This is a genomic window from Priestia koreensis (assembly GCF_022646885.1).
Taxonomy (GTDB): Bacteria; Bacillota; Bacilli; order Bacillales; family Bacillaceae_H; genus Bacillus_AG; species Bacillus_AG koreensis_A.
Genome location: NZ_CP061868.1, coordinates 2,820,352 through 2,844,449 on the forward strand (window position 1 = coordinate 2,820,352; position 24,098 = coordinate 2,844,449).

General features: G+C 40.1%; 32 protein-coding genes. 11 read left to right on the forward strand and 21 right to left on the reverse strand.

Annotated features, from left to right (window positions below; translation table 11 throughout):
• Positions 1-88: 88 nt before the first annotated feature.
• The 3 genes from IE339_RS14805 to IE339_RS14815 form a co-directional block, all read right to left on the reverse strand.
• Positions 89-970, reverse strand: coding sequence for a TetR/AcrR family transcriptional regulator (locus tag IE339_RS14805; RefSeq protein WP_242168700.1), 882 nt, complete (start codon positions 968-970; stop codon positions 89-91).
• Between the two features lie 85 nt (positions 971-1,055).
• Positions 1,056-4,091, reverse strand: coding sequence for an efflux RND transporter permease subunit (locus IE339_RS14810; protein WP_242168702.1), 3,036 nt, complete (start codon positions 4,089-4,091; stop codon positions 1,056-1,058).
• Between the two features lie 309 nt (positions 4,092-4,400).
• Entirely contained in the window at positions 4,401-4,754 is a 354-nt protein-coding gene (locus tag IE339_RS14815; protein ID WP_242168704.1) for a winged helix-turn-helix transcriptional regulator, read from the reverse strand.
• Positions 4,755-4,943: 189 nt separating this feature from the next.
• On the opposite strand from IE339_RS14815, the gene IE339_RS14820 reads away from it, so the two are divergent.
• The gene (locus IE339_RS14820; RefSeq protein ID WP_242168705.1) at positions 4,944-5,846 is read left to right on the forward strand and encodes an aldo/keto reductase; all 903 of its coding nucleotides are present in this window, start codon (positions 4,944-4,946) and stop codon (positions 5,844-5,846) included.
• 44 nt (positions 5,847-5,890) lie between these two features.
• On the opposite strand, the gene IE339_RS14825 is transcribed toward IE339_RS14820, so the two are convergent.
• From IE339_RS14825 to IE339_RS14870, 10 genes are all read right to left on the reverse strand, one after another.
• Positions 5,891-6,409, reverse strand: a complete 519-nt coding sequence (locus tag IE339_RS14825) for an NUDIX hydrolase (RefSeq protein ID WP_242168707.1) — start codon at positions 6,407-6,409, stop codon at positions 5,891-5,893.
• 16 nt (positions 6,410-6,425) lie between these two features.
• Positions 6,426-6,845: a hypothetical protein gene (locus IE339_RS14830; RefSeq protein WP_242168708.1), complete on the reverse strand. Its 420-nt coding sequence runs from the start codon at positions 6,843-6,845 to the stop codon at positions 6,426-6,428.
• 73 nt (positions 6,846-6,918) lie between these two features.
• Positions 6,919-7,164: a hypothetical protein gene (locus IE339_RS14835; protein ID WP_242168710.1), complete on the reverse strand. Its 246-nt coding sequence runs from the start codon at positions 7,162-7,164 to the stop codon at positions 6,919-6,921.
• Complete coding sequence (locus tag IE339_RS14840; RefSeq protein ID WP_242168712.1) at positions 7,127-7,795, reverse strand: GNAT family N-acetyltransferase; 669 nt, start codon at positions 7,793-7,795, stop codon at positions 7,127-7,129. The genes IE339_RS14835 and IE339_RS14840 overlap by 38 nt, the downstream gene beginning before the upstream one ends.
• A 21-nt stretch (positions 7,796-7,816) precedes the next feature.
• The gene (locus IE339_RS14845; RefSeq protein WP_242168714.1) at positions 7,817-8,890 is read right to left on the reverse strand and encodes a sensor histidine kinase; all 1,074 of its coding nucleotides are present in this window, start codon (positions 8,888-8,890) and stop codon (positions 7,817-7,819) included.
• Complete coding sequence (locus IE339_RS14850; RefSeq protein ID WP_242168716.1) at positions 8,887-9,573, reverse strand: response regulator transcription factor; 687 nt, start codon at positions 9,571-9,573, stop codon at positions 8,887-8,889. Before IE339_RS14850 ends, IE339_RS14845 begins: the two co-directional genes overlap by 4 nt.
• 88 nt (positions 9,574-9,661) lie before the next feature.
• Positions 9,662-10,303, reverse strand: a complete 642-nt coding sequence (locus tag IE339_RS14855; RefSeq protein ID WP_242168718.1) for a FusB/FusC family EF-G-binding protein — start codon at positions 10,301-10,303, stop codon at positions 9,662-9,664.
• 130 nt (positions 10,304-10,433) lie between these two features.
• Entirely contained in the window at positions 10,434-10,709 is a 276-nt protein-coding gene (locus tag IE339_RS14860; protein WP_277933979.1) for a CD3324 family protein, read from the reverse strand.
• A 274-nt stretch (positions 10,710-10,983) separates the two neighbouring features.
• Positions 10,984-11,463, reverse strand: a complete 480-nt coding sequence (locus IE339_RS14865) for a hypothetical protein (protein WP_242168722.1) — start codon at positions 11,461-11,463, stop codon at positions 10,984-10,986.
• A gap of 110 nt (positions 11,464-11,573) precedes the next feature.
• Complete coding sequence (locus IE339_RS14870; RefSeq protein WP_242168724.1) at positions 11,574-12,452, reverse strand: SMP-30/gluconolactonase/LRE family protein; 879 nt, start codon at positions 12,450-12,452, stop codon at positions 11,574-11,576.
• A 224-nt stretch (positions 12,453-12,676) separates the two neighbouring features.
• Here IE339_RS14870 and IE339_RS14875 point away from each other — a divergent pair, with 224 nt between their 5' ends.
• The 3 genes from IE339_RS14875 to IE339_RS14885 are packed head-to-tail and all read left to right on the forward strand — an operon-like array spanning position 12,677 to position 14,290.
• Positions 12,677-13,243 carry a GNAT family N-acetyltransferase gene (locus IE339_RS14875; protein ID WP_242168726.1) on the forward strand — a complete coding sequence of 189 codons (567 nt, stop codon included), beginning with the start codon at positions 12,677-12,679 and terminating at the stop codon, positions 13,241-13,243.
• A 4-nt stretch (positions 13,244-13,247) separates the two neighbouring features.
• Positions 13,248-13,979 (forward strand): AzlC family ABC transporter permease, encoded by a 732-nt coding sequence (locus tag IE339_RS14880; RefSeq protein WP_242168728.1) that lies wholly within the window; start codon positions 13,248-13,250, stop codon positions 13,977-13,979.
• Positions 13,976-14,290 carry an AzlD domain-containing protein gene (locus tag IE339_RS14885; protein ID WP_242168730.1) on the forward strand — a complete coding sequence of 105 codons (315 nt, stop codon included), beginning with the start codon at positions 13,976-13,978 and terminating at the stop codon, positions 14,288-14,290. The genes IE339_RS14880 and IE339_RS14885 overlap by 4 nt, the downstream gene beginning before the upstream one ends.
• 19 nt (positions 14,291-14,309) lie before the next feature.
• Here the strand turns inward: IE339_RS14885 and IE339_RS14890 are convergent, their stop codons facing one another.
• Together IE339_RS14890 and IE339_RS14895 are read right to left on the reverse strand one after the other, a co-directional pair.
• Positions 14,310-14,945 carry an FMN-binding negative transcriptional regulator gene (locus IE339_RS14890; protein ID WP_242168732.1) on the reverse strand — a complete coding sequence of 212 codons (636 nt, stop codon included), beginning with the start codon at positions 14,943-14,945 and terminating at the stop codon, positions 14,310-14,312.
• 49 nt (positions 14,946-14,994) lie between these two features.
• Entirely contained in the window at positions 14,995-15,252 is a 258-nt protein-coding gene (locus tag IE339_RS14895) for a transcriptional repressor (protein ID WP_242168735.1), read from the reverse strand.
• 207 nt (positions 15,253-15,459) lie between these two features.
• On the opposite strand from IE339_RS14895, the gene IE339_RS14900 reads away from it, so the two are divergent.
• From IE339_RS14900 to murI, 3 genes are all read left to right on the forward strand, one after another.
• Positions 15,460-16,284, forward strand: a complete 825-nt coding sequence (locus IE339_RS14900; protein ID WP_242168737.1) for a sensor histidine kinase — start codon at positions 15,460-15,462, stop codon at positions 16,282-16,284.
• A complete protein-coding gene (locus tag IE339_RS14905) occupies positions 16,285-16,920 on the forward strand; it encodes a response regulator (RefSeq protein ID WP_242168739.1) in 636 nt (211 codons plus the stop codon). It begins immediately after the preceding gene.
• Between the two features lie 104 nt (positions 16,921-17,024).
• Entirely contained in the window at positions 17,025-17,804 is a 780-nt protein-coding gene (murI, locus tag IE339_RS14910; protein ID WP_242168741.1) for a glutamate racemase, read from the forward strand.
• 46 nt (positions 17,805-17,850) lie between these two features.
• On the opposite strand, the gene IE339_RS14915 is transcribed toward murI, so the two are convergent.
• Positions 17,851-18,231 (reverse strand): VOC family protein, encoded by a 381-nt coding sequence (locus IE339_RS14915; RefSeq protein WP_242168743.1) that lies wholly within the window; start codon positions 18,229-18,231, stop codon positions 17,851-17,853.
• Between the two features lie 194 nt (positions 18,232-18,425).
• Here IE339_RS14915 and IE339_RS14920 point away from each other — a divergent pair, with 194 nt between their 5' ends.
• A complete protein-coding gene (locus IE339_RS14920; protein ID WP_242168745.1) occupies positions 18,426-18,890 on the forward strand; it encodes a YhfM domain-containing protein in 465 nt (154 codons plus the stop codon).
• 408 nt (positions 18,891-19,298) lie between these two features.
• Here the strand turns inward: IE339_RS14920 and IE339_RS14925 are convergent, their stop codons facing one another.
• The 3 genes from IE339_RS14925 to IE339_RS14935 are packed head-to-tail and all read right to left on the reverse strand — an operon-like array spanning position 19,299 to position 21,520.
• Positions 19,299-20,045, reverse strand: coding sequence for an amino acid ABC transporter ATP-binding protein (locus tag IE339_RS14925; protein ID WP_277933911.1), 747 nt, complete (start codon positions 20,043-20,045; stop codon positions 19,299-19,301).
• A gap of 15 nt (positions 20,046-20,060) precedes the next feature.
• On the reverse strand, positions 20,061-20,723 hold the full coding sequence (locus IE339_RS14930; RefSeq protein WP_053401264.1) for an amino acid ABC transporter permease: 663 nt from the start codon (positions 20,721-20,723) through the stop codon (positions 20,061-20,063).
• A 17-nt stretch (positions 20,724-20,740) separates the two neighbouring features.
• Positions 20,741-21,520, reverse strand: coding sequence for a transporter substrate-binding domain-containing protein (locus IE339_RS14935; RefSeq protein WP_242168747.1), 780 nt, complete (start codon positions 21,518-21,520; stop codon positions 20,741-20,743).
• Between the two features lie 230 nt (positions 21,521-21,750).
• Here IE339_RS14935 and IE339_RS14940 point away from each other — a divergent pair, with 230 nt between their 5' ends.
• Both IE339_RS14940 and IE339_RS14945 read left to right on the forward strand, forming a co-directional pair.
• Positions 21,751-22,260, forward strand: a complete 510-nt coding sequence (locus IE339_RS14940; RefSeq protein WP_242168749.1) for a GNAT family N-acetyltransferase — start codon at positions 21,751-21,753, stop codon at positions 22,258-22,260.
• On the forward strand, positions 22,257-22,697 hold the full coding sequence (locus IE339_RS14945; RefSeq protein WP_242168751.1) for a GNAT family N-acetyltransferase: 441 nt from the start codon (positions 22,257-22,259) through the stop codon (positions 22,695-22,697). The genes IE339_RS14940 and IE339_RS14945 overlap by 4 nt, the downstream gene beginning before the upstream one ends.
• A 78-nt stretch (positions 22,698-22,775) precedes the next feature.
• Here IE339_RS14945 and IE339_RS14950 read toward each other — a convergent pair whose 3' ends face one another.
• Both IE339_RS14950 and IE339_RS14955 read right to left on the reverse strand, forming a co-directional pair.
• Positions 22,776-23,147, reverse strand: a complete 372-nt coding sequence (locus IE339_RS14950) for a hypothetical protein (protein WP_242168753.1) — start codon at positions 23,145-23,147, stop codon at positions 22,776-22,778.
• A gap of 159 nt (positions 23,148-23,306) precedes the next feature.
• Positions 23,307-23,642 carry a hypothetical protein gene (locus tag IE339_RS14955; protein WP_242168755.1) on the reverse strand — a complete coding sequence of 112 codons (336 nt, stop codon included), beginning with the start codon at positions 23,640-23,642 and terminating at the stop codon, positions 23,307-23,309.
• Positions 23,643-23,730: 88 nt separating this feature from the next.
• On the opposite strand from IE339_RS14955, the gene IE339_RS14960 reads away from it, so the two are divergent.
• Complete coding sequence (locus IE339_RS14960) at positions 23,731-24,093, forward strand: MerR family transcriptional regulator (RefSeq protein WP_242168757.1); 363 nt, start codon at positions 23,731-23,733, stop codon at positions 24,091-24,093.
• The last annotated feature ends 5 nt before the right edge of the window (positions 24,094-24,098 follow it).

The following is a 24,098-nucleotide window of genomic DNA, read 5'->3' on the forward strand; positions in this document are numbered from 1 at the left end:
TTAATAAAAATTAAGTCGAATGTATGAAAAATATTAAAAAAGAAACGCAGGGATAAAAAAAATAGCCCTTTTCGGCTATTTTTAATGGTTATAAGGCGGAAATCTGCTTGTGAAGTAATTGTATATACGTTTGTATTCCTTTTACATCGTAGCTCGATAATAAGCTTACAAGTGCTTCGATAATAACCTTTTTCGGCTCTTTTTTTTGAAGCTCCTCCCTAAGAGCACGAAGGGAAACGTACACTCGCTCAATGCCCTCACTATAGTCGGGTTGATTGACAAGAAATTGTTCAAAGTCTGCGATCGTTTGAAGCATTTGGTGAAACGGTGTAGGTGGCTGCTGTTCCTCCTCAAAAAAGCTTTTCATTAGCTCAAAGCTTAAAAGCGGTTCGTCCGCCTCTTTAAATCCATGCATAACAGAGTCTAAACGGTCTAACATAAAAGATGGAATACGTTCTAGAGAGAGCTTTTTATCATCCATAAAAATGTAAAACAGGTATTCCTTCATCATTCCGTTGAGCATTGTCGCACAGTCTAGAACATACTGCTTGTGAGACTCACCGTATATCTCTAAAAGCTGACTGCAGTACCATTTCATCGTTTCAGAGCGAATATTTGCGACCACCTTGCTCAATTCCTCATTTACTCGAAGCGCCTGTTCTCCCATTCTCATGCGGACAAAATGCTTGTGTCGATTAAATTCCTGAAGCTGCACCGTTAATTGTCGAATGAATCGCTCACGAGGCGTTAAGTCTTCATCTTCGCCAATTTCAGATATTTTCTTAAACAACACTTCGTAGTGATAGCGAAAAATGGAAATCGCCATTTCTTCTTTCGATTTAAAATAATTATAGATGGATGCTTTCGCAATTCCGCTTCGCTCCGCAATTTCTTGCATGCTTGCGGCGTGATAGCCTTTTTCAGCAAATAGCTTCATTGCTTCCTCTAAAATTTGGATTTTTCGGCTCATCGTTACACCTCACTTCTTTAGAGAGAAAGGAGCCAACCTAAAAGATCGTATGCCTTTTAAGTCAGCTCCTCGTTCATAGGTTACATCATTGTCGTTTTAGCATACGACGTTCTTTCTTCACTTGTCTGCGGAAGAAGATTTCGTACATAACCGGAATAATAATCAAGGTTAGAAGTGTTGATGATACCAATCCACCAATAACCGTAATCGCTAATCCTTTGGAAATAAGCGTACCAGATGACGTAGAAAGTGCTAATGGAATAAGCGCAGTAATCGTCGCAAAAGCAGTCATTAAAATCGGACGCAGGCGAGTTTTACCAGCTTCAATTAACGCATCGTCAATGGTCATTCCTTTTTCTTCACGGTTTTGACCAACGCGGTCTACTAATACAATAGCATTCGTTGTTACAATTCCAATTAGCATCAGGAATCCAATCATAACGCTAATAGATAATGGTTCCCCAACGATCACTAGGAATAGAAGTGCACCGATTGGTACGAAAATGAGCGATGATAGGATAATGAACGGTATACGAGCTTTACCGAACGTAATTAACATTGTGATGTACACCAGACCAATAGCTACAATCATCGCGAGGCCAAGGTCTTTGAACGTATTAACGGTTTCTTCACTACCGCCGCCACCTTCAAGTGATACATCTTTTGGCAGATCTAATTTCTTCACGCCTTCTACAACATCATTCGTTGTTTGACGAACGTTATCCGTTGTTACTTGAGCAGATACTTGAGCAAATACTTTTCCATCTAGTTTTTGAATCGCGGTAAACGTATCCTTTTCTTGGATATCCGCTACTTCGCTAATAGGAATCGGCCCTTTCGCTGTAAATAGCTGCGTATCTTTTAGCTGATCAACAGACGTTACGTCTTTGCTGTAGGAAAGCTGTACTTGACGTTCTTTTCCGTCTAATGTTAGTTTCCCTACATCAGCAGGCTGTGTTTGATCGGCAATAGTACCAAGAATTTGCATGCCTGATACGCCGTATTGATCCGCTTTTTGAGGATCAATATCAATAACCACCTGACGCTGTTTATCTGAGAAGTTATTGGAAATGTTCTTCAATTCTTTGTTTTCATTCATGTAATCTTCTACTTTTTTAGATGCTTTTTGAAGAGAATCTAAGTTAGAAGAATACAGATTAATATCCACGTTATCATTTGTAGGTGGTCCACCAGAAGATTGTTCCTGAACGCCTACGAGCGCTTTTTTAGACTCTGCCGATGCGATGTCGTCCATTTTCTTCTGTAATTGTTCCACATACTTACCAGTATCAACGTTGTCTTTTAACGTAATAAAATAGTTTGCTTGATTTTGGCGCTGTAAGCCTGTCATAAAGTTTCGGCCACCAACGTCTGCTGTTACTTCTTTAATATTTTTTTCTTTTCCAAACATCTCTTCTAGTTTCAGAGACACGTTGTTCGTTTTCTCAAGCGGTGTTGAACCAGGTAGCTCAACAGATGCCACGAGCGTTTTTTGCTCTTCATTTGGAATAAACGTAAATCCAAGCTTTGGAACAAACGCAAATGATCCAACTAGGAGCAGAATGGATACCAATAGAACGATCCACTTGTGACCTAATGACCACTTGATTACTTTAGCATAGCCTCGTTGCAGTGCCCCTTCTTTTTCTTCAGCAGGAACTTTCTTAAATGAGAACTTCGCTAAAATTGGAACAATAGTTACCGCTACGAGTAACGATGTAATAAGCGAGAATACAATCGTTAGGGCAAACGGTAGGAAGAACTCACTCGTAATTCCTCCAACAAATCCAAGCGGTAAGAATACAACAACCGTTGTAATCGTTGAAGACGTAATCGCCTTTAAAATTTCTTTTGTCGACTCTAGGACAATCTCGTTGTTAATGGTTGTTTCAGCACGACGAACGCGTCTGAAGATGTTTTCAATTACTACGATACTGTCATCCACAACGCGTCCTACGGCAACTGCCATACCTCCGAGCGTCATAATGTTCAGTGAGATATCGAGCTGCTGCAAGAAAATCGATGACACAAGTAAGGACAGTGGAATCGAAATAATCGCAATAATCGTTGCGCGTATGTTACGTAAGAAAAGTAGAACCGCAAGTGATGCGAAGACCGCACCAAGCAACCCTTCACGTACTAATGTTTCAACAGAGTCTTTAATTCCCTGTGCAGAATCAAACCCAATTTTGTAATCTAGTTTGTTATCGTACTTGTTTAATACTTTTACTACTTCGTCTGCTACTTGCACAGTGTTAGCATCTTGCTTTTTCGTAATCGCCATTGAGAAAGAGTCTTTTTCGTTATAGCGAGTTAATTGTGATTGATCACTTACTTCTTCAATTTTAGCAATATCAGAAAGCTTCACAGGCGGTGCGTTTGGAATAACAGCTGATTTGAACGTTAATTCCTTCAGCTTCGCCACTTCGTCTACTTTCTCTTGCACGCGAATTGGAATTTCTGTTTCTGTTTCTTGAACTTTACCTGCTGGGAACGATAAGTCTTTGCTTTTCAGCTGATCTTTAATATCGTTTAAAGATAACCCAGCTTTTGCTGCTTTGTCTTTATCAACGGTGATTTGAAGCAATTGTTCTTTTAATCCACCCGTTGAAACGCTATTAATACCTTCAATTTTATTTAGTTCTGGTGTTAAATCATCTTCAATCACCTTTTGAAGATCTGTATCACCTTTAGCAAATAAAGAGATATTGTAAATAGGAAGTGCACCGAATGAGAATCGGTTTACCTTCGCGTTTACGTCTTCAGGAAGAGATGCATCGTCAATATTGCTATTAACCTGCTGCTCAACCTCATCCATATCAGTATTGAATGGGAATTCTAGATTAATAATCGCCACGCTCTCATAAGATGAGCTTTGGACTTTCTTAACGCCTTCAATCCCCTTAAATTTGTCCTCTAATTTCGAGGTCACCTGTTCATTAATATCTTCTGGAGAAGCGCCAGGATAAGTCACTTCTACAGACAACTGTGGAAACTCAATATTCGGAAGTAAATCTACCTTCAGCTTTGAAAAGGAATATAAACCGCCTAATATGAGTAAAAATGAAATGATAAACACGGCCACCGCATTTTTTAAACTAAAGCGTGTTAAAAAATTCATTTTGTCCTCCTCTGTACCTACGTTTTATTTTTCCGACCGATCGGTTGGTCGTATTTATCGACCGATTGGTCACCTGTGATAAATATAAGGGATATAAAAACCATTTGCAACTTTAAACTGTTTAATCATTGTTAACGTTTTGTGAAATAATTGTGAAAGCAAAAAAAAGTACCCGATGCTCATAAATGCACCAGGTACGACAGGAAGGTGATCCGCAACAAGTGAGGGGGGTCAAGTGTGTGCGGAGTGTTTCAGTATGCTAGTAGTTTCTTTCCCGCCTTTTTGGAATTAAAACCACAAATTTCGTTTTTATTTTACGCTCCATTTTGATCCCCATATTTTCATTTCTCTAAGGACCAAATTTAGCGAAGCACCTTTATCGGTTAACGAATACTCAACCGTTACAGGAACCGTTGCGTGAATTTCTCTCTCGACAATTCCGTTGTCTTCAAAATGCCTAAGCGTATCTGTGAGCGCTTTCGGGCTAATTCCTTTAATGGATTTGCGAATTTCTCCGAATCGTCTCGTCCCATCAAACAATTCTTTTAGTACATGAAAGGACCACTTACCCCCTAATACATTAATGACTTCTTCAACTGAGCAAGAAATATCCTGCTCTTCTTCTTCGGTTAAAATAGGGTAATGATTTAAATCAGCAGCCACGCTTTGTCCTCCTATATAGGGGCTAGTTACGTTTTGGTAACTAGCTTAAAAAATTTTCAGTTATTTTCTTCCCGACCTACTTATACTATACTAGTCGTTGGAAACGTTCGTATGATGTTTCATTAGTAAATGACTACATCTATTATGATTCGAACACAAACGGTTGTAAAGTTTAAGGAGGAATGAACAATGGAACGCGTACAATTAAAAGAGGATTTGCAATTTTCACGAATTATTCACGGTCTATGGCGTCTAGCGGATTGGAAGCAATCTGATCAAGAGACGCTAGCACTACTTGAGCAGTGCCTAGAGCTAGGAATTACAACGTTTGATAATGCCGATATTTACGGTGATTATTCATGTGAGGAGCTATTCGGAAAAGCATTAGCGCTTAAGCCAGAGCTTCGTGAGAAAATGGAGCTTGTGACGAAATGTGATATTAAATTACTTTCTGATCAGCGTCCAGAGCATGGAATCAAACATTACGATACAAGTAAAAAACATATTATTTGGTCAGCAGAAAACTCTCTTAAAAAATTAGGTGTGGACAGCATTGACGTTCTTCTTATTCACCGTCCTGATCCATTAATGGACTCAGCTGAAGTAGCAGAAGCGTTTCGTCAGCTGAAGCAAGACGGGAAAGTAAAACACTTTGGCGTGTCTAACTTCCTTCCTTCACAGTTTGATATGCTGAGCTCTTATTTAGATGAGCCGCTTGTGACAAATCAAATTGAAATTTCTGTTACGCACTTAGAAGAATTCCATAACGGATCAATTGATAAGTGCTTAGAAAAACGTATTGCACCAATGGCATGGTCTCCTCTTGCTGGTGGACGTATTTTCAGCGGTGATGATGAAAGATCTACACGCGTTCGTCAAACGCTTGAAAAAATCGCCGGTGAAGTTGGCGCCGCAAGCATTGATCAAGTCATGTATGCATGGCTGCTTCGTCACCCAGCGAACATTATGCCAATCGTCGGCTCAGGTAAAATTGAGCGCGTAAAGAGTGCTGTAGAAGCATTAAACATTAACTTAACGCGTGAGCAGTGGTTTGACATTTGGACAAGTTCACTAGGACATGAAGTCGCATAAGAAAACAAACACAAAGAGCCTCGCGTAACTGCTAGGCTCTTTGTTTAATAATGAGGAAACGCTTCTTTTAGCTTCTTTAAAACAAACGTTTCTCGCTGTATCCAGTCATGTTGAGTCTGTAGACGTTCGTTTTGCTCAATCGCTTCGTCTAGCGTGACCCATTTAGGCGTATATCCTTGCTCTGCCTCATAGTCATCTAATTGCTGAGACCCCATCTTTTCCGTCAACAATTCACACAAATAATAATGAGATGTCATTTCAAATAGCGCATCCACTGCATAATCATCGGGATTTCGCTCAATGATCGTTCCCACATAGCGTTGAACGCGGCAATCGTTGTATCCGGTCTCTTCCTCGATTTCTCGGCGTAGTGCCTCTTCCTGCTCTTCGCCTCCATCACGCCCACCGCCAGGAAATTTATAATCTCCAAACGTTGAATGAACCATTAAGATTTGACCGTTGTGCAAGATCGCTGCTCGAACAGCTTCTCTCGTGTGATGCTTTTTGAATTGATCTACGTTCTTGCATTCTGGATGTTCAAACTCATAGTAAAAAGTATCCATACATCCTCCTATTTTTTTATCCTACAAACATCGGGTAAAGCAACGTGCATAGCCCAATCACCACAGGTAAAAATAAAACGGGTGTCAGAGCGGTTCTGTATGGAATGAACTTCCCTAATGAGAAAACCACCGCCGCCATAATAATATAATAAGCAATGGGCTCGACAAACCAATCTTTGAGTGGGTGTTCAAAGAAAAAGCGCCCAAACAGAACAGAAACCACGATACCGAAAATGATGCAGTGCCATACGTAGCTCCAATGGGTTACGTAACGCTTGATTAACCAATACATAGCAGTCGTTAATAAGGTTGTCATGTACACCAGTGGTAGCCCATAAAAGGTAAGACTATAAAAATCAAACAAACTCGATACCTGCAACAAAAATATGAATACGAGAAAGCAAATAGAGCTTCCGATAAAATAACGAAAAAACATACCCCTCACCCCTTTTACCATTATTTTACTATTTGTCAAAAGAAATGGATAGGGGCATAAAATAATTTATTTGTTAGGCCTGTGATGTCATTGGGTGCTTGAATTCCTTGGGAAATAGTTCACCCTCTTGACGGACAAATAGAACGTTTGAATCTTCGTATACTTCCTTTTCACACACTAGATCATCACTTGGTGTAAAATGTAAAATAACCTTGGTCGTATTCTCTAATACTAGGCTATGAATTACCGTTTCTAGATCAACTTTCTGTTCTGAAATCATATCAAACAGATGTAGAACAGACCCCTTCATGCTGTGCAATGACAATGGCGTCCTCTGTCTCTATGTAATAGAGGTGATCTGGAAAAACGTAGAGACAATAAAACATGGCTAGTTCAGCTGCATGAACGGTGCTGAAGCACGTCGAAATAGCTGAGCGATTTTGTGCTTTTTGATAAATAAGATGCCGATCTGCTGCACTGTGACCGCTTAGTTTTTTAGGCGCACTCGATTCAACCTCTCTTTTTACAACAGGATACGTATACAGCGTTTCTTGTTTCGGAAGGAAGCCAAACTTTGGATAAAAGTCTAATACGCTTTGATTTGCATACAAATACATAACGTCCACATGAGCGAAATCTTCCATTACTTTTTTCATGAGCCAAGTTGAATAGCCTTTGTGCCGATATTGTTCGTCTGTCATGACTGTCCCAATTTGAATCGCTTGTGTTTCTTTATTATGTATAAGAAGAGTTAGCTTGTTCACTGAAACATTTGCAACTATTTCTCCACTTTCATTGACCAATGAATACGGATTGTATCGTTCAGACCAGTAGCCGTGCTGATAGTAGGCTTCAAAATTGAGTCCAAACGTTTTTGTGGCTAATGCATTAAAACTATCTCTTAGCGCTTGATCGTGTCGGTAGTTATGAACGAACTTGACAGAATCCATTTCACATTCTTCCTTTCCGTTTTAACCTTTACCTAGGGGGAGAGTGATAAAAACAGCTGTTCCTTCACCCTTACTGCTTTCAATCCATACCTCTCCGCTATGTGCTTCTACTAAACGCTTTACGATAGAAAGACCGAGTCCACTTCCACCTGAGCGCCGGTTTCGAGACGGATCATCGCGATACAATCGCTCAAATGCTCGCTGAACACCTTCTTTGCTCATGCCTTCTCCGTTATCTCGGATGGACAATAGAGCATACCCACTTTTTTCTTCTACTGCCACTTCTATTTGTCCACCTCTTGGCGTATAGGCCAGGGAATTGGTAAGGATATTTAATAGCACTTGAATCATTCGTTCACGATCAGCTGCCAGAAAAAACGGATGTAGTTTCGTTTGGATCTTGATATTTTTTTGAATAGCAGTAGCCTGAACGGCTTCTATAGCCTTCATAATAATACCGCTTATATCGATGTGCTCCTTCTGCAACGTAAATTGTGGCGCCTCCACATCGTTCAGCCGGTCAAAGTCTTCAATCAGATGAATCAAACGATTGATTTCTTCTGTACAAGAACTGAGTCTTTCAGCAGTAGGCTCCCACACCCCATCTTCAAATGCCTCCATGTGACTTTTAAGAGTTGAAAGCGGCGTTCGCAGTTCATGCGCGATATCAGACGTCATTTGTTTCCTTACCGATTCTTGTGCTTGAAGCTGCTCTGCTAGTTGGTTGAGTGATTTCCCTAACTCACTGACTTCGTCATCCCCCCTCATTTCCGTTCGAACTTCCCAATTTCCACCCGCCATTTGTTCAGCCGCATATCTCATTCGAACGAGAGGAGTAGACATTTTTTTCGCGACAAAGTAGCTGACGATCATCACAAGCAGAAACACCCCGATGACTGTATAGAGAAGCGATGATAGCAGTGCTCTCTCTAAATGATGGCTAAGAGGATTCATTGCTTGACTGTGAGCGGATTCATTTTGAAACATAGCAAGGTGGTAATGAATCTCAATAGCAATAATTGCACTTGCAAGAAAAAGGATACAAAAAGCGCTTATGACAAAATATTTTGTAATACGTAGGTGCAGGCCGCTCAACCTACCTTTCCTCCAGAAAATCGATAGCCCATTCCATACGTTGTTAAAATATATACGGGCTCTTTTGGATTTTGCTCAATTTTATGACGTAAATTTTTAATATGTTGATCAATCGTTCGGCTGTCACCTTCAAAGTCTATTCCGAGCACTCTCTCGATTAATTCATCTCGTGAAAATGTCCGTTCGGGATTTCGTGCCATGAATACAAGGAGCTTATACTCGTTTGGCGTAAGCCCTGCTCGTTCCTTTTCAACATACGCTTCTTTTTTTCCTGTATGTATCGTAAGCCCACCTGTATATGACAAAATTTCTGCTAAGAGCTCTCCTTCAGTCGAACGGCGTAAAATGGTTTTAACGCGCATCACCAATTCCCTTGGACTAAAAGGCTTAATCATATAATCATCCGCTCCGACCGTTAGACCCTCAATACGCTCATTTTCCATTACTTTGGCCGTTAGCATGAGAATGGGAACAGAAGACTGACGTCGAATCGTCTGACAAACGTTTTCTCCTGAAAGATCAGGTAGCATTAGGTCTAAAATAATAAAGTCTGCTTGATTGCTTTTGCTAATTGCCTCTCTTCCTGTTTCTGCTTCTAGCGTTTGAAACCCTTCTTTTTGCAAATAGGATGCAACTACTTCTCGAATTTTTGGTTCATCATCAACGATTAAGACATTCTTCATGGTGAATCTCCTCTCTATCTATTGCTCTTATTCTAGCACGCGCGGAGAAAAGTAGAAAAAAGAAAAAGCTCATCCGCTAGAATGAGCACTACTTCTTTTGAATATGATCGATAAAATCATGAAGTTCTGTGTAATCCACGAGGTTCTGGTTACAAATGTCAGAATCCTGGCATATATAATTTCCTCGTTTCGTAAACGTTCCCTGTACAGCTCCCTTTGTTTCAGAAAGGAACATTCCTACTTCTTCAAGGCCGTTGCAAATCGCGCAAATTCCCTTTTGGTGAATCGGTGTAAACGTTCCGTAAACGCCGCTTAGTTTTCCGTTTCGTTCCGTTACGATATATTTTCGATTTGTTCCCTTGTCTTCCCAGCTCAAATACGTTAATTCTCTTAAATCCGTTTCATGTAAGGAAGGTACTTTTAGTTTTTTCACCTTAGGAAAAAGTCGTTTTACATGATCTTGGGTCACCGTTTTAAATGGAATCACAAACGCTTTTATATTTTCTAAAAACAGCTCCGCGCTCGTCTTGTCATGTACTGATGCAATCGGCTCTAATAACGCTCTCTGTTCATCTGTAAGATCTTCAAATCGTCCGTACGTTTTGTCACTAGATAATCCCTTCAATGCCTGTAATACATTTCGGTCATTCACGCTACTATGACCGTTAATTAAGATCTGTGCTTGTCTTTTTATAAAATGAAATTGATCACTGCGGATAAATGGTTCCATATGATTCACTCCCTGACGTTCTTTTCGTTTTTATTTTATCCCGCTTGTTTTATTTCGTATATACCGAGAACACTTTAGAAAAAAAGACTACCTAACACGAAATGGCAGAGATTTCTCTCTGCCTCCATGACTACGTCTTCGTATAAACAATTTTTTTAATGGTTTCAACGGAAAGAAAATAGTCATCTGCCAACTGAGCAATTTTCTCTCCATTTTGAAAGGCTTCTCTAATCGCCTCGTTCCGTTCGTCGATCCGCTGACGTTCACCTGAACGAGACCCCCATTTCTCCCGTACCTTTTCTAGCTTTGGAATATAAATGGTCTCACCTTGAATATATTGTTGAATTTCTAAAATTAACTCCTCAGGCAGCACCGTAGCTGCTTTTACATGTTTCATTTCTGCCAGCTCCTTATTTTGTAGTGCGAATGAAATAAGGGGCAAAGCCTAGTAGAAATGAGACGTTACATGTATTGGGCGATAAATTCGTTAACATCCACCCCATGCAAAGTATCGCCTTTTCGTATAGGCTTTGCATGAGTTGTTTGAGTATCAGGTAAACAATTTCTTGCTACCATTCCCTCCACCTCCTAAGATGTTGCGCTTTCTAGTATCGTACCATATTTCCACCATTTTCATGAAGACGAAAACATAAAAAGGTAAATTGCTTTTCATAAGCAATTTACCTGATCGTTTCGTTGACAGTCGGTTTTTTTAAGCGGTCGATACAGAACTGAAACGCATAGAGCAAAAGAGCTCGGCCCATTAGCATCCATATATATTGTACCCGTTTAAGGCGAACTAACGAAAAAATTCCCAGCTTTCGAAGAAGCGGATCAAATGTGTACGTGAAGAACAAATGAATGCACAAGTTAACCGCTATAAATAACGGAAAGCTGTGAGCAGTTTTTTTCAATACCCATAGCGATGTGAAAAAGTAAGGTCCGATAATCCAAAGATCTTCGCCGCTCGTTCTTTTCGGAAAGCTTTCAAAAAAAGCCCACCACTTTCTTTTTTTCGCATAGATGTTTAACCATTTTGTTACGATACTAATAAGAATAGTCGCGGGAAGGTATTTTTTAAATGCACTTTTCCCAAGCAACGGAAGCGTTAGCCAAGGGAGAATCAAAGCACAGATTAAAAACAAACGCGTGTGTTTCATTTTAACCACCTCTACCCTATTAACGTGTACGCTTGTGGTCATAAATATGTAATGAGGGTAAAAAGACAATCGAAAAAAGCCAGAAAAAAATTCTGGCTCTTCGATCATTGTTATCCCTTATAGGTAAACGGCGCCATTCCTTTAACACCAGGCTTCACTTTATAAAGTCCACCTGCATGAGGAAACGTAGCAAGTACATCCTCTTCTGTACCGATTCGTGCGGTTGTGATGTAAAGCTCGTCCAAATTCTCCCCGCCAAATGTACAAGCGGTTACATTTAAAGATGGTACAGCGATCTCTTCTAACAGAGTGGCTGTATGAGGATTCCATCTCGATACACGTGAACCTCCCCAATGAGCAACCCAAAGCATTCCTTCAGCATCAATCGTCATTCCATCAGGTGACCCTTCAATATTTGTAAAATCAATAATAGCCTTACGATTACTGATCTCACCTGATTCCACATCGTAATCAAATTTGAAGATGTGCTGAGTGGGCGTATCAATGTAGTAAAGCGTTTTTTGATCTGGAGACCATGCTAGTCCGTTTGAAATACTCACATTGTCGAGCTTCTTTGTCAGTTCTTGATTCACATCCAAACAGTATAGACTACCTTTTCCTTCTGTATCATTAATATCCATTGTCCCGATCCAAAACCGCCCTGCAGGGTCACATTTCCCGTCATTAAAACGATTGTTTTCGATATGTGATTCTGGATCATGTAAAAAGGTAAATTCCCCTGTTTCTACATCAAAAAAATGAAGGCCATTTTGCATCGCTAGTACAACCCCACCTTTTTCTCTCGTTACAACGGCTCCTACCAATTCTCCTACAGGATATGTTTTATTTTCTCCTGTTGACGGAGTAAACAAATTCAGCTTTTTCTCCTCAATATCTACCCAATAAAGTTGCTGCGTTTCTAAGTCCCAGTACGGTCCCTCTCCTAATGTTGCATGCGCGTCCACTACTAGTTCTACCTGTTTTGTCATCCGTAAGTCCCCCTCTATGTAGTAAAGCTAAAACAGTATGTAAAGGCCGTTCGCCTTCTCAAGTAAGAAAAGCTTTCCTCCCCCTATTATGCACAACAATAAAGGTTGGCTTTCGTCCATTTATAAAAGTAAATGGTATTCAACAAAAAAAAGACTTTTCCTTAATCTTCAAAATAATTATAATTGATAAACAAATCAAAGAAAAGAAAAGAGGTTCAAAGGAAATGTTTAATTATGTCATTGACAACGAAATTTCACTGCGACTTATTCAAAAAGAGGATGCGGAAGAACTATTTAATCTCATGAATCGTTCAAGGGATTACCTACGCGAGTGGCTACCTTGGGTAGATAATATGACGTGCCCTGAAGACTACCACGGAATTATTAACATCTGGCTTGATCAATTTACGAATAATGATGGGTTTCAGGCAGCGATTAGCTATAATGGTCAGATTGCTGGGCTAGCCGGCTTTCATGCGCTTGACTGGCAAAACCATAAAACAACGATTGGGTACTGGCTTGGTGAAGGCTTTCAAGGAAAAGGAATCATGACTCGAGTAGTGAGCGGCATGCTTCGGTATGCGTTCGAAGAGTATGGATTGAACCGTGTTGAAATTCGCTGTGGCGTTCACAACCATAAAAGTCGTGCGATTCCTGAACGATTAGGTCTTGTCCAAGAAGGAATTATTCGTGACGGTGAATATCTCTATGATCATTTTCACGATTTGGTGGTGTATGGCATTTTAGCACGTGAATGGGATGAACGTATAAAAACACAGGAAAGAGCGTGATAAAATGCAGCCTACGGCTAAACTAGCACCACCGGTAACTTCATCCTCTCTATCGATGTATCGAAAAGGTGTCGCAACCGCTCTTCCCATCGTGATCGGTTATATTCCGATCGCGCTCACTTTTGGTCTTTTGGCGAAGCAAGCTGGCATCCCGGTTTTTGAAACGGGTATGATGAGTTTACTCGTCTTTGCTGGAGCTAGTCAGTTTATGGCGGTCAATATGCTTTCCATTGGAACAGGTGCGTTTGAAATTATATTTGCAACGTTCATTTTAAATTTCCGCCATTTTATTATGAATTTATCCTTGATGAACATACTCGAGAAAACGCCGTTTCACTGGAAGTTAGGCTTATCTGCTCTGCTAACGGATGAAACCTTTGCTATGGCAGCACTTCATCAGGAGCAGGCCGCAAAAAAACGAAGTTATTATTTTTTCGCTGGAATCATGACCGCATCCTGTGCTTCTTGGGTATTCGGGTCAGTCATTGGCAGTCTAGCAGCCGATTTCTTTCCGAAAAGTTTAAGTGATAGCATGGGAATTGCGTTGTATGCCATGTTCATCGGACTACTTGTTCCGTCCGTAAAGAAAGAATGGCGCTATGGTGTCATTGCGATTTGTAGCATGCTGCTCAACCTCTTCTTTTCCATGTGGTTAAGCAGTGGATGGTCAATCGTTTTGGCAACAATCCTTGGAGGAGCCATTGGCATGCTTCTAACAAGGGGGGGAACCGAATGATTTGGATCGTCATTATCGGCATGTCTATTGCTACGTTAATTCCGCGCTTGTTACCTGCTGTGTTAATGAGCAAAATTGCATTTCCAACGTGGATGAAAAAGTGGCTAGAGGCGATTCCCTACGCTGCTTTAGGTGCCCTCATCTTTCCTGGCATTATGTCCGTCAACCCCGATCATCAGCTCGTTGGCATCATTGGTGGTATTGTAGCGATTTTGCTTGGTTTATTGAATGTACATATTATTTTTGTGATCGCAGGGGCAATCGGATCGGTCATGCTGTCAAACTGGCTCATCGTACCTCTTCTTTTCTAAATCCAAAAGACAGAGAGTCCTAGCGCTCTCTGTCTTTTGATTCGTTATATTGAATTTTTTTCTTCATCCGTTCCGCAATTTTATGGCTGTCTTCATAAGGTTGTTTCTCTAATGCCGCAACAATTCGTTTTTGCCGGTCAACGGAGTGGTTTTGGCTAAGCTTTTCTTTCCCTTCAATTCGTTCGATGGAAATGTGAAATCCAACAATTCCTTTTTGAAGACCGTGCAAGTAGTCTTCCCCCGCCTCTTCAAGGCGATATGTACTTGTCGGACTTTCATACACTGACACCATGTCAGATAGTGCCGAAGCTACGTCGTTAGCATCTTCCATCATCTTCAACGTTCCATACACGTGAACGGCTACATAGTTCCACGTCGGAACTGCCTGTGTGGACTCATACCACGAAGGTGAAATATAAGCATGTGGTCCTTGAAAAAGTACAAGCACCTCTTGATTTTCTGCATCCTTCCACTGTCCATTCGCCCGTGCGAAATGACCGTATAGCTGTCTATTGTCTTCATCAATTACAAGTGGCAATTGCGTTGCAGTGGGCACCCCTTCGTGCATAGAAATGACGGTTGCAAAGCTGTAATCATTCATAAATTGAAAAAGCTCTTTTTCTTCGTTCATTTTAAAATACTTAGGTATGTACATGTTCTCGCCTCCCTATCTACCATTATATAGGAGGATTAGCGTTAAAAGGTCAAAGATTTAAGCGAAAGCCTTCTTGCCCATTTATAATCATTGTAGTGAGTAATCCGATCTCAACAAACAAGTAAATATTTCGCTGAACGGTACGGTAGGTAATGTGAGGATTCTGTTTTTTTATATTTTCCATCATGGTTCTGAGCGAAATAAACGTATCTCCGTAATCATTTAAATACGATAAGATCATCGTTCGCTGTGGCGTACAGTTACATCCTTTTTCTTTTAAATAGGTGAGATATTTCGTTTTAATCATGTTTTTTCCTCGCTCCATTCCTAAATTTTTAGTCGTTTCGATTTATGTGTGTTCATTATAAAATCCGAAATAGAGCATCGACAATAACTCGAATGGGGGATTTTCTTGAAAAACTATGACGAAAACGTGGACAAGTGATAAACTAAAGACGATTTTATACACACGGAATAACTTTGCTGTAAAGTGAGACTAGAAAAAGGTGAACATATGAGCTACAAACAAATAAAATGGCTTATTTTAATTCTCCCTACCATTACAATTGGCGTCTGGGAATACAGTCGGCACGCATTTTTACTTCCCTACTTGTCGATGGAGGTTGGAAACTTTTTATCTCCCGTTATTGTTTTCACCGTAACGATTATCTTTTTGCTTCGCTTGTTCTCCCTGTTAGAGAAAATGCAGGAGGAGCTACGCCGTGAACGCGCGAAAAAGGCAGCGTTATTAGAACGGGAAAAGCTGGCACGTGAACTTCATGACGGCATTGCTCAGTCGCTTTTCCTTCTTTCTGTAAAAGTCAACAAGTTCGGTCGTCAATATGACTTGGAATCAAAAGAAGACTTTCAAAAAATGAAGCAGACGATTCAGCACGTACATGAAGATATTCGCCAATCCATTACCAATTTAAAAGAGATTCCAGATAGCGAAGAATTTAAGTGGAGAAACACCATTTCTCGTTATTTAGCTGAGCTACAGACCAATTATCAGATGAATGTTGATTTTCAGTGGCACCTTTCGGAAGAGCGACTGACGACGAAAGAGAAAGTGGAGTTGTTTGCTTGCATAAAAGAAGCCACAATTAACGTGGTGAAGCATGCAAAAACGGATAAAATTTGGATTTTGGCTCGTGAAACATCGTCTGGTTGGCTGTGTGAGGTGCGTGATGAGGGCATTGGATTCGCAAAGGAAACGACAAAAGCGCACGGGTTTGGTCTGCAAATTCTACAAAGTCGCGCAGCTGAAATGAACTGGGTCCTGACGGTTCAAAAAGAACAACAACAAACAATCGTTCGAATTCAAAAGGAGGAAGCATAAATGGATACTTTTCGTCTGCTTGTTGTAGATGACCATCCCCATGCACGAGAAGCAATCCGAGACATTTTAGCCGAGCATGAAGAGTTTATTATTATTGGAGAAGCTAAAAATGGTAAAGAAGCGATTCAATTTGCTCAGGAATGGTTGCCAGATCTCATTTTAATGGATATCAAAATGCCCGTTATGGATGGTCTTGAAGCTACTAAGGTCATTAAGAGACAATTCCCGTCTATTAAAATTGTCATGATGACGGTGTCTGATGATATTACGGATTTATTTGATGCTTTGAAAAAAGGTGCACAGGGCTATTTATTAAAAAACATTCAATCTGATGAGTGGATTGAATACTTACGTGCCTTTGCCTTAGATGAGGTGCCAATGTCAAAAGAAATTGCGTTTCGTATTTTAAATGAGTTTCCGCAAAAGAAAGCTACTCAGGAGACGCCGCTTTCCGTACGAGAACTAGAGGTTTTACAGCTTGTGGCAAAGGGCATGTCAAACCGGGATATTTCAACCCACCTATATATCTCTGAACATACGGTAAAAAGCCATCTAAAGAACATTTTAGGAAAGCTTCATTTAGAAAATCGCGTCCAGCTCACTAGCTATGCGTATGAACAAGGTCTAATGAACTAAAACCCACCCCTGTCCAAAGAAGGTTTGCCATAAAAGGATATCCTTCTATATAATAAACATGGAGAATGATTAATAACTAAATTAACAAACATCAGGTGAAAAAAATGAGAATTGGTTTTTTTGATTCAGGAATTGGTGGTTTAACGGTCTTGAATGAAGCAATAAAGCAATGTAAAGGAGAAGACTTTCTATACTTTGCCGATACGCTTCACGTTCCCTACGGCCCTAAATCAAAGGAAGAAGTACTTGAAGGTGTTAAGCACTCTGTTCAAATGATGATAGATGAAAACATCAAAGCTCTCGTTATTGCTTGTAACACAGCTACGAGCATCGCGGTAAACGAGCTTCGACGTACATACGATATTCCGATTATTGGCATGGAGCCAGCGGCAAAGCCGGCGATCCAAATTAGTCAACCTTTAGGGAAACGCGTGCTCGTGTTTGCAACAGAGCTTACATTAAAGCAAACGAAGTATGCGGAGCTTATTTCGGAGATTGATCACGATTCAATCGTTGACTCCCTTCCGCTTCCTGAGCTCGTGGAGTTTTGTGAGCAATTGAATTTTGATCAAGATGAACTAACGGCGTTCTTTCAAAAGAAGCTTGCACACTTTGATTTAAGTCAGTACGGAACGATCGTTCTTGGCTGCACACATTTTCCTTATTTTAAGTCTGTCTTAAGACGTTTCCTGCCACCACACATCCAGCTCGTTGATGGCAGTGCTGGAACAGTTAAGCAGTTGAAACACGTGCTGTCTGCGCAGAACATACTTAACACAGAAGGAACTGGTCACATTAAGTTCATGTGCTCGACTCACGACGTGGATTATATAATGAAAATGCAGCAGGGGTTAGCCGTATTACAAGGCATGGAGGAAGAATAGGTAAAAAGCATTCAGAGCAATTGCTCTGGATGCTTTTTCTTTTCCATTAGCAATTACAGATCATAATTACATTGCCATCAGGGTCTTGAATATTGAACCAAGCTGTTTCTTCTACGCGCTCAATTTCTCTCGTAACGATGATATTATGCTGTTTAATATAACTGTATGCCTCATCGATATCAGGCGCATAGAAGTTAAAAATAGGGTTAGATGACGGTGTATGGATGAAATGTGGATCAAAGGTGTGGTCGTCTAGCGTAAGTGACGTGCTCCCAACGACAGGCAGATTGTAAACGGGCGATGATACTTGATCGAGCTGAATGTCCAATCCTAGCAAGTTTCCATACCACTCAGCAGATGCCCGCAGATTCGTAACGTGAATAAAGACCCCGTTCATTTGATTTTTTACAGGTAACGTTTGCTTCATGAGAAGCCCTCCTTTTAAATTTCGTCTTATGTAAGATTCTACACGAACGTACGTTTTCCTTCTTTTATTTCAATACATTTTTGAAAATGATCTTTTCCACATGCGCGACCTTCTTTTAAAATAGGATTCACAAAAAAACTTGTAACTTTACTTGCTTTTCCCCGTCTAATTGATTAGAAAAAAGGAGTGGTTAGATGAAGCAAGTAAAATATGTTTTCTTTTTCATTGGTTTACTACTACTAGTTGGATGCTCGGCTCAATCTACGACAACGGATGATGATGTACTGTTGGTACAAAGTCAAACTGACAAACAAGATTCATTTGGAGAGTTTATTGACATAACCAATGAAAAAACCGTCCAGAAAGTAAAGAACATCGTCCATAATATACGTTTACGCTTGGATCATTCAGAAATAATTAAACAAGTAAGGATGATACGCCTGCCCGATTTCAAATTTCATTTTAAACAATCGTCTGAGGACATTTATTATGTATGGATTAGTCCAAAGGGTAAGAAGGTAGAACTAGTTTTTGATGATAAATATGTTCAATTAGATAACGATACTTCTGCAGAGCTATTTAATGGGCTTACAGGAAAGAACCTCTCCGATGTTGACCCGACGAAAATAGAAAAGGAATCCCCGCCTCCTCTAAGATAAACGGTTGTTTCATTTTCCCTAATCTCAATCTACTGAGATTAGCTGTGTAGACGACAAAACCGATCTATGCTGCATATCAACAAAGTTAAAGAAAAAGGAAGCGTTCCACTGCAAACTCTTCCTTTCATTCATACAGCTTGTCCTTTTTATAATAGTCCGTTAATAGAATGATTTAAAACCGTTAGATCAAGCGTTAGAAAGAAGAAAAATAACGTATGAATACCCGTAAGCAAAACGAGTTTTTTCGTTGTCATATACACCACCCCTTCTAGTTAAAAGCGATAGTAGAATGATGTAGTATATGAAAAAAGAACTAGAAGGTCACGACTTTTTAACTAGAAGTAAAAAAATCAGCGGTTTGTAGCTAGAAAAAAAGCGAGTATGGCATCCTCGATACTCGCTTTTTTTTCACTTCAACATGGTGGTTTGTAAAAATTCTTTCGTTCGTGCTTCCTTTGGTTGATCAAACAGCTCATCTGGATGTCCGACTTCAATGATTTTTCCGTCGTTCATATATACCACCCAGTCGGCGACTTCTCTAGCAAAGCCCATTTCATGCGTCACGACTACCATCGTCATTCCCTCTTTTGCAAGCTCCTTCATCGTCGTTAACACCTCTCCCACAAGCTCAGGATCAAGGGCTGAGGTGGGCTCATCAAACAGCATAATATCTGGTTTCATCGCTAGTGCTCGGGCAATCGCGACACGCTGTTTCTGTCCCCCTGATAGCTTGCTAGGATAGACGTTCGCTTTATCCGCTAATCCTACTTTTTCAAGAAGCGCTTTTCCTTCTTCAGTAGCCTCTCTTTTCCCCATTTTCTTTACATGAATCGGTGCCTCAATGACGTTCTCTAACACCGTTTTATGTGGAAAGAGATTAAAGTGCTGAAACACCATTCCTACTCGCTCCCTGATTTTGTTCACATCGTTGCGAGATAAATCCACTTCTTCATTTTCAATCATAATCGTTCCGTTATCCTTCTTTTCTAAAAAATTCAGACATCGGAGCAGCGTACTTTTTCCCGATCCACTAGCTCCGATTAAGCAAACAACATCACTTTCGAACACGGTTAAATCCACGTCTTTTAACACATGAAGATCCCCGAACGATTTATTTAGCTTTTTTACTTTAATCATCTCTTTTGCTTCCGTCATGGTTCTTCCCCCTCTTTAATCACTTACGGCAAGTTTCTTCTCGATTATGTTCACGACAATCGTTAAAATGGCGACTAACACGAGGTAATAGATGGCGACAATTAATAAATAGGTCATTTCATCAAAATTATTTGAGCCAAGCGTCGTGGAAACGTTAAACAGCTCATTCATGGATATAAAGGCAGCAAGAGAAGAATCCTTCAAGCCAATAATAAATTGATTTCCAAGCGGTGGAAGAGCACGGCGAAAGGCTTGAGGTAAAATAATGCGACGCATGGTTAAGCTAGCAGACATGCCGAGCGAACGCCCTGCCTCCATTTGTCCTTTGTTGACGGCTTGAATGGACCCACGGAAAATCTCAGCGATATACGCTCCGTTATGAAAGGCAAGTGCAAGAGACGCTGCCCAAAAATCAGGTAGCAAAAATAATCCGCTTATGCCAAAATATAAAATGAAAATTTGAACGATTAGCGGTGTTCCCCTCACTAAATACACGTATGCATCGGAAATCCACGCGAGTATTTTAATGTTTGAGATTTTCAGTAACGCGAAAAAGAGACCGATGATAATTCCAAATATAATCGATACGACCGTTAATTCTAACGTAATAAGCATCGCATCGAGAAAAACCCCTTTGCTTTCAATTAGTGTGGAAAATAAATGTGAAAAACTTGGCACGTTTCTCATCCCCCTCGCTATTTCTCTGGTTTTTCAGTAATGTCTTCTCCGAAATATTCAATGCTAATTTTCTTTAACGTTCCATTTTTACGGAGTCTCTCAAGTGCTTCGTTGACACGCTTTACTAGCTGCGGGTTATCTTTCGGCATAACAACAGCCTGCTCACTTCGTTCAATCAGCTGTTTAGGAACGATTTTAAAGCCCTCTTTTTTTGCACTTCGACCCGTTACAAAGTCTGTTATTACAGCATCGTGCCGACCAATGCTTAATGCCTTCAAAGCGGTTATGTCACTATCGTATTGCTTAATATTATTTGTATATCTGGCGGCAGTAGCCGCATATGTAGAACCCTTCGCAACCGCAACCTCTTTTCCTTTTAAGTCTTCGACGGTTTTAATATCACTGTCAGGTCTCGTAAAGATTTGCGGTCCTGAATAATAGTAAGGTGTTGAAAATAGCACCTGTTTGCTTCTTCCAGGGTTAATGGTGTGACTAGCCACTGCTGCATCAGCGCGTCCTGTTTTAATTCCTTCTACGATCCCTTTAAATTTAATTCGTTTTTGTACGGGTTCTAGTCCCAGTTCATGTGCGATCGCTTCGCCAACGGCAACGTCAAACCCGGTCATGGTTAAATCTTTATTTCGAACGTAGCTAAACGGCTTAAATTCTCCTGATGCGGCAAAGATAAATTCGTTTTTATGAATTAACTTTGTCCCGTCCGCTAGCTCATCTTTTTGGGCGCAACCTGTTAAGATGACCGCGACTCCTAAAAGAAGCACTCCTATCACTCGCTTCATCAATCATGTCCTCCCCCTTTTCGTCTGTATGAGAAGTAGCTTTTAAATCACAGAAACGTCGTCACTACCTTCCCTATAAACTTCCTTTCCCTGCTTTTTTATCAATAAACAGAATATTTTTCCTTTTCACTACACTTTTAGTTTAGGAATAAACTTGAATGTTTTGGAAAAACCGAATACGATAAGGGAAAGAAACCACTTGTATGATAGGGACAGAGAGGGTGAAACAGATGCATACTTACTTTCTTACGAGTGAAAGAATGGGATTTCGGGAAATGAAATCATCTGATCTGCCAAATTTAATGACTATTTTTTCTGATCCAATTGCTATGACGTACTACCAAGACACAAAAACAGAACAAGAAGCGCTTCAGTGGATTCAGTGGACAAAACAAAATTATCAAGTATTTCAAACTGGACTATGGGTAGTAGAAGATAAGCAAGCAGGGAATTTCATCGGATTATGCGGACTTATTCCACATAAAATAGATGGGCAAGTGGAGATAGAAATAGGGTATTTGTTAAAAAGAAGCTATTGGAATCAAGGGCTTGCAACAGAAGCTGCGGGTGCTTGTCTAAAGTACGGATTTGATGTATTAAAATTTAATCGCATTGTGTCCCTCATCTCACCAGATAATGCTCCCTCTATTCGTGTCGCACAAAAAATAGGAATGGTACGAGAAAAAATGGTGATCGAGCACGAAAAATGCGTCGAGATGTATGGAGTGAATAAAAAATGATTCAACGTTTATCAATGCATGAAAACATAGTAGCAGAGCAAGTTCTAGCGATCCAATTACGCGCTTATGCGTTAGAGGCATCTCTCTTGAATTATCCTGATTTACCTCCGTTAAAAGATTCTGTTCACACTCTTCAACACGTCAATGAAACGTTTTATGGGTATGTGAAAGACAACGAGCTTGCGGGGGTTATTTCAATAGAAGACGATCAGTATAGCTACACCATTTGCCGAGTCGCAGTGAGTCCTAAATTTCATCGCCAAGGCATCGCACAGGACCTTTTAAACTTCATTCAAGAACGCTATTCTACTACTCTCGTCGTTACGACAGGTGTTGCAAACACTCCTGCTGTAAGGTTATATGAAAAAAACGGCTTCCAGGAAGCCCGCCGTTTTTATACGCCTGATGGATTAGAACTAGTCACGTTTTCTAAATGATCAAAAATCACATAAAAAAAAGATCGTAAGTACGATCTTAGTAACAGATTTTACGTCTAGCTTTATCTAAATGACTGCCTACATTGATATATTGTTCATCCAATAGCGTTTTCTGAGGTGATGTAGAACTTGCACGTGAACGATTGCTAGTCCTGTTGTTCCAAGGGTAAAGCAAATCGTGGAAAATAACGAAAACATTCCGTGAAGTGTTTGAAACATGATGGTGACATAAAGGATACAAGCTATCACACTTAAACTGTAGCATGTCAAACGATGGCGCACAAAGTCTAATAGTAAATGCAAAAGAGTGCCTGCCCCTACGGCTACAGCTGGCAAATAAACAAAAACAGTGAAAATCGTAAATTCATTATGCAAAACTCGCTGAGGATGAAAGACGTATGAGACATAAGCAGCACATAACAGCATAAAGATACGGATCGCTTTGTACATACTAAAACCCCTTCACTCTTCCGATTCTAAGAACTTCATCAGGTTAATCATTGTTAAGGTGATGTTAATTCCGTAAAGGCATATGTAAATAATATTTCATTATTCGACAATTTTATTAAAACGTGTTTTAACAACCCTTGTCAACAAAAAAATTTGATCTTATAATTTTATTCCTTTGAAAAGAAGAAGAAGCAGACTAATCGTCACCGCAAGTCGTAGAAGATGATGAGTAAGGTGAATTTTTCTATAAAGCTGATACCCGTTTATAACTGCTTGAATGTGCATCATGAACAGTAAGATTAGCAGGGCGAAAACTAAACGATGATCACTAACAAGTAATACACTCGTTAGCACGATAAGCAGACCAATTATGATTGTACTGACAGATGATTTCGTTGATAACTCCTTCCCTTTTAGCTGTCCTACACCGCTAATGACAAGCAATCCCCCGTATAAAACAGTCAAACCAATTCCTACCATAAGCCATATTTTCATCGAAATGTCCTCCCATATTCTTTGATTGTTTTCATTAAACAGTACGGGGTTAACCCCATGTCAACGATTAATTGAAAGGGTGAATAAAGTGAGAATTGGAGAATTTGTCTCTCTTCTAAACACAACAAAGGATACGGTTCGCCACTACGAGGATCTAGGCCTCATTACACCGACTCGTGTGCAGAACAAAAAGTACTACGGTGAAAAGGATAAGATCGATTTTAAGGTCATTCAGGAGTGCAAACACTTTGGCCTCACCTTAAGTGATATACAAGCTCTTTTCCAGCTGAAATCAGCGTATACGTGCGGTGACGAGCGTTTTATAAAGGAAGTGTTAGAGCAACTTAGCATGCAAGTAATGGTTCTAAAACACGAAGAAGCACTGATAAAAAAGCGACGAATGTGCTTAGAGAATGAATTAATGAATATAAAAGAACAGCTAAAAAGCTAGCGGAG

What these genes read in the sequence shown, in the direction of transcription:
- IE339_RS14805 (WP_242168700.1), bottom strand. Translation starts at nt 970, where the DNA reads ATGAGCCGAAAAATCCAAATTTTAGAGGAAGCAATGAAGCTATTTGCT.
- IE339_RS14855 (WP_242168718.1), bottom strand. Translation starts at nt 10,303, where the DNA reads ATGGAACCATTTATCCGCAGTGATCAATTTCATTTTATAAAAAGACAA.
- IE339_RS14870 (WP_242168724.1), bottom strand. Translation starts at nt 12,452, where the DNA reads ATGACAAAACAGGTAGAACTAGTAGTGGACGCGCATGCAACATTAGGA.
- IE339_RS14905 (WP_242168739.1), top strand. Translation starts at nt 16,285, where the DNA reads ATGGATACTTTTCGTCTGCTTGTTGTAGATGACCATCCCCATGCACGA.
- IE339_RS14920 (WP_242168745.1), top strand. Translation starts at nt 18,426, where the DNA reads ATGAAGCAAGTAAAATATGTTTTCTTTTTCATTGGTTTACTACTACTA.
- IE339_RS14945 (WP_242168751.1), top strand. Translation starts at nt 22,257, where the DNA reads ATGATTCAACGTTTATCAATGCATGAAAACATAGTAGCAGAGCAAGTT.
- IE339_RS14875 (WP_242168726.1), top strand. Translation starts at nt 12,677, where the DNA reads ATGTTTAATTATGTCATTGACAACGAAATTTCACTGCGACTTATTCAA.
- IE339_RS14935 (WP_242168747.1), bottom strand. Translation starts at nt 21,520, where the DNA reads ATGAAGCGAGTGATAGGAGTGCTTCTTTTAGGAGTCGCGGTCATCTTA.
- IE339_RS14955 (WP_242168755.1), bottom strand. Translation starts at nt 23,642, where the DNA reads ATGAAAATATGGCTTATGGTAGGAATTGGTTTGACTGTTTTATACGGG.
- IE339_RS14900 (WP_242168737.1), top strand. Translation starts at nt 15,460, where the DNA reads ATGAGCTACAAACAAATAAAATGGCTTATTTTAATTCTCCCTACCATT.
- IE339_RS14865 (WP_242168722.1), bottom strand. Translation starts at nt 11,463, where the DNA reads ATGAAACACACGCGTTTGTTTTTAATCTGTGCTTTGATTCTCCCTTGG.
- IE339_RS14820 (WP_242168705.1), top strand. Translation starts at nt 4,944, where the DNA reads ATGGAACGCGTACAATTAAAAGAGGATTTGCAATTTTCACGAATTATT.
- IE339_RS14885 (WP_242168730.1), top strand. Translation starts at nt 13,976, where the DNA reads ATGATTTGGATCGTCATTATCGGCATGTCTATTGCTACGTTAATTCCG.
- IE339_RS14940 (WP_242168749.1), top strand. Translation starts at nt 21,751, where the DNA reads ATGCATACTTACTTTCTTACGAGTGAAAGAATGGGATTTCGGGAAATG.
- IE339_RS14915 (WP_242168743.1), bottom strand. Translation starts at nt 18,231, where the DNA reads ATGAAGCAAACGTTACCTGTAAAAAATCAAATGAACGGGGTCTTTATT.
- IE339_RS14890 (WP_242168732.1), bottom strand. Translation starts at nt 14,945, where the DNA reads ATGTACATACCTAAGTATTTTAAAATGAACGAAGAAAAAGAGCTTTTT.
- IE339_RS14925 (WP_277933911.1), bottom strand. Translation starts at nt 20,045, where the DNA reads ATGACGGAAGCAAAAGAGATGATTAAAGTAAAAAAGCTAAATAAATCG.
- IE339_RS14810 (WP_242168702.1), bottom strand. Translation starts at nt 4,091, where the DNA reads ATGAATTTTTTAACACGCTTTAGTTTAAAAAATGCGGTGGCCGTGTTT.
- murI (WP_242168741.1), top strand. Translation starts at nt 17,025, where the DNA reads ATGAGAATTGGTTTTTTTGATTCAGGAATTGGTGGTTTAACGGTCTTG.
- IE339_RS14825 (WP_242168707.1), bottom strand. Translation starts at nt 6,409, where the DNA reads ATGGATACTTTTTACTATGAGTTTGAACATCCAGAATGCAAGAACGTA.
- IE339_RS14830 (WP_242168708.1), bottom strand. Translation starts at nt 6,845, where the DNA reads ATGTTTTTTCGTTATTTTATCGGAAGCTCTATTTGCTTTCTCGTATTC.
- IE339_RS14880 (WP_242168728.1), top strand. Translation starts at nt 13,248, where the DNA reads ATGCAGCCTACGGCTAAACTAGCACCACCGGTAACTTCATCCTCTCTA.
- IE339_RS14950 (WP_242168753.1), bottom strand. Translation starts at nt 23,147, where the DNA reads ATGTACAAAGCGATCCGTATCTTTATGCTGTTATGTGCTGCTTATGTC.
- IE339_RS14850 (WP_242168716.1), bottom strand. Translation starts at nt 9,573, where the DNA reads ATGAAGAATGTCTTAATCGTTGATGATGAACCAAAAATTCGAGAAGTA.
- IE339_RS14895 (WP_242168735.1), bottom strand. Translation starts at nt 15,252, where the DNA reads ATGATTAAAACGAAATATCTCACCTATTTAAAAGAAAAAGGATGTAAC.
- IE339_RS14840 (WP_242168712.1), bottom strand. Translation starts at nt 7,795, where the DNA reads ATGGATTCTGTCAAGTTCGTTCATAACTACCGACACGATCAAGCGCTA.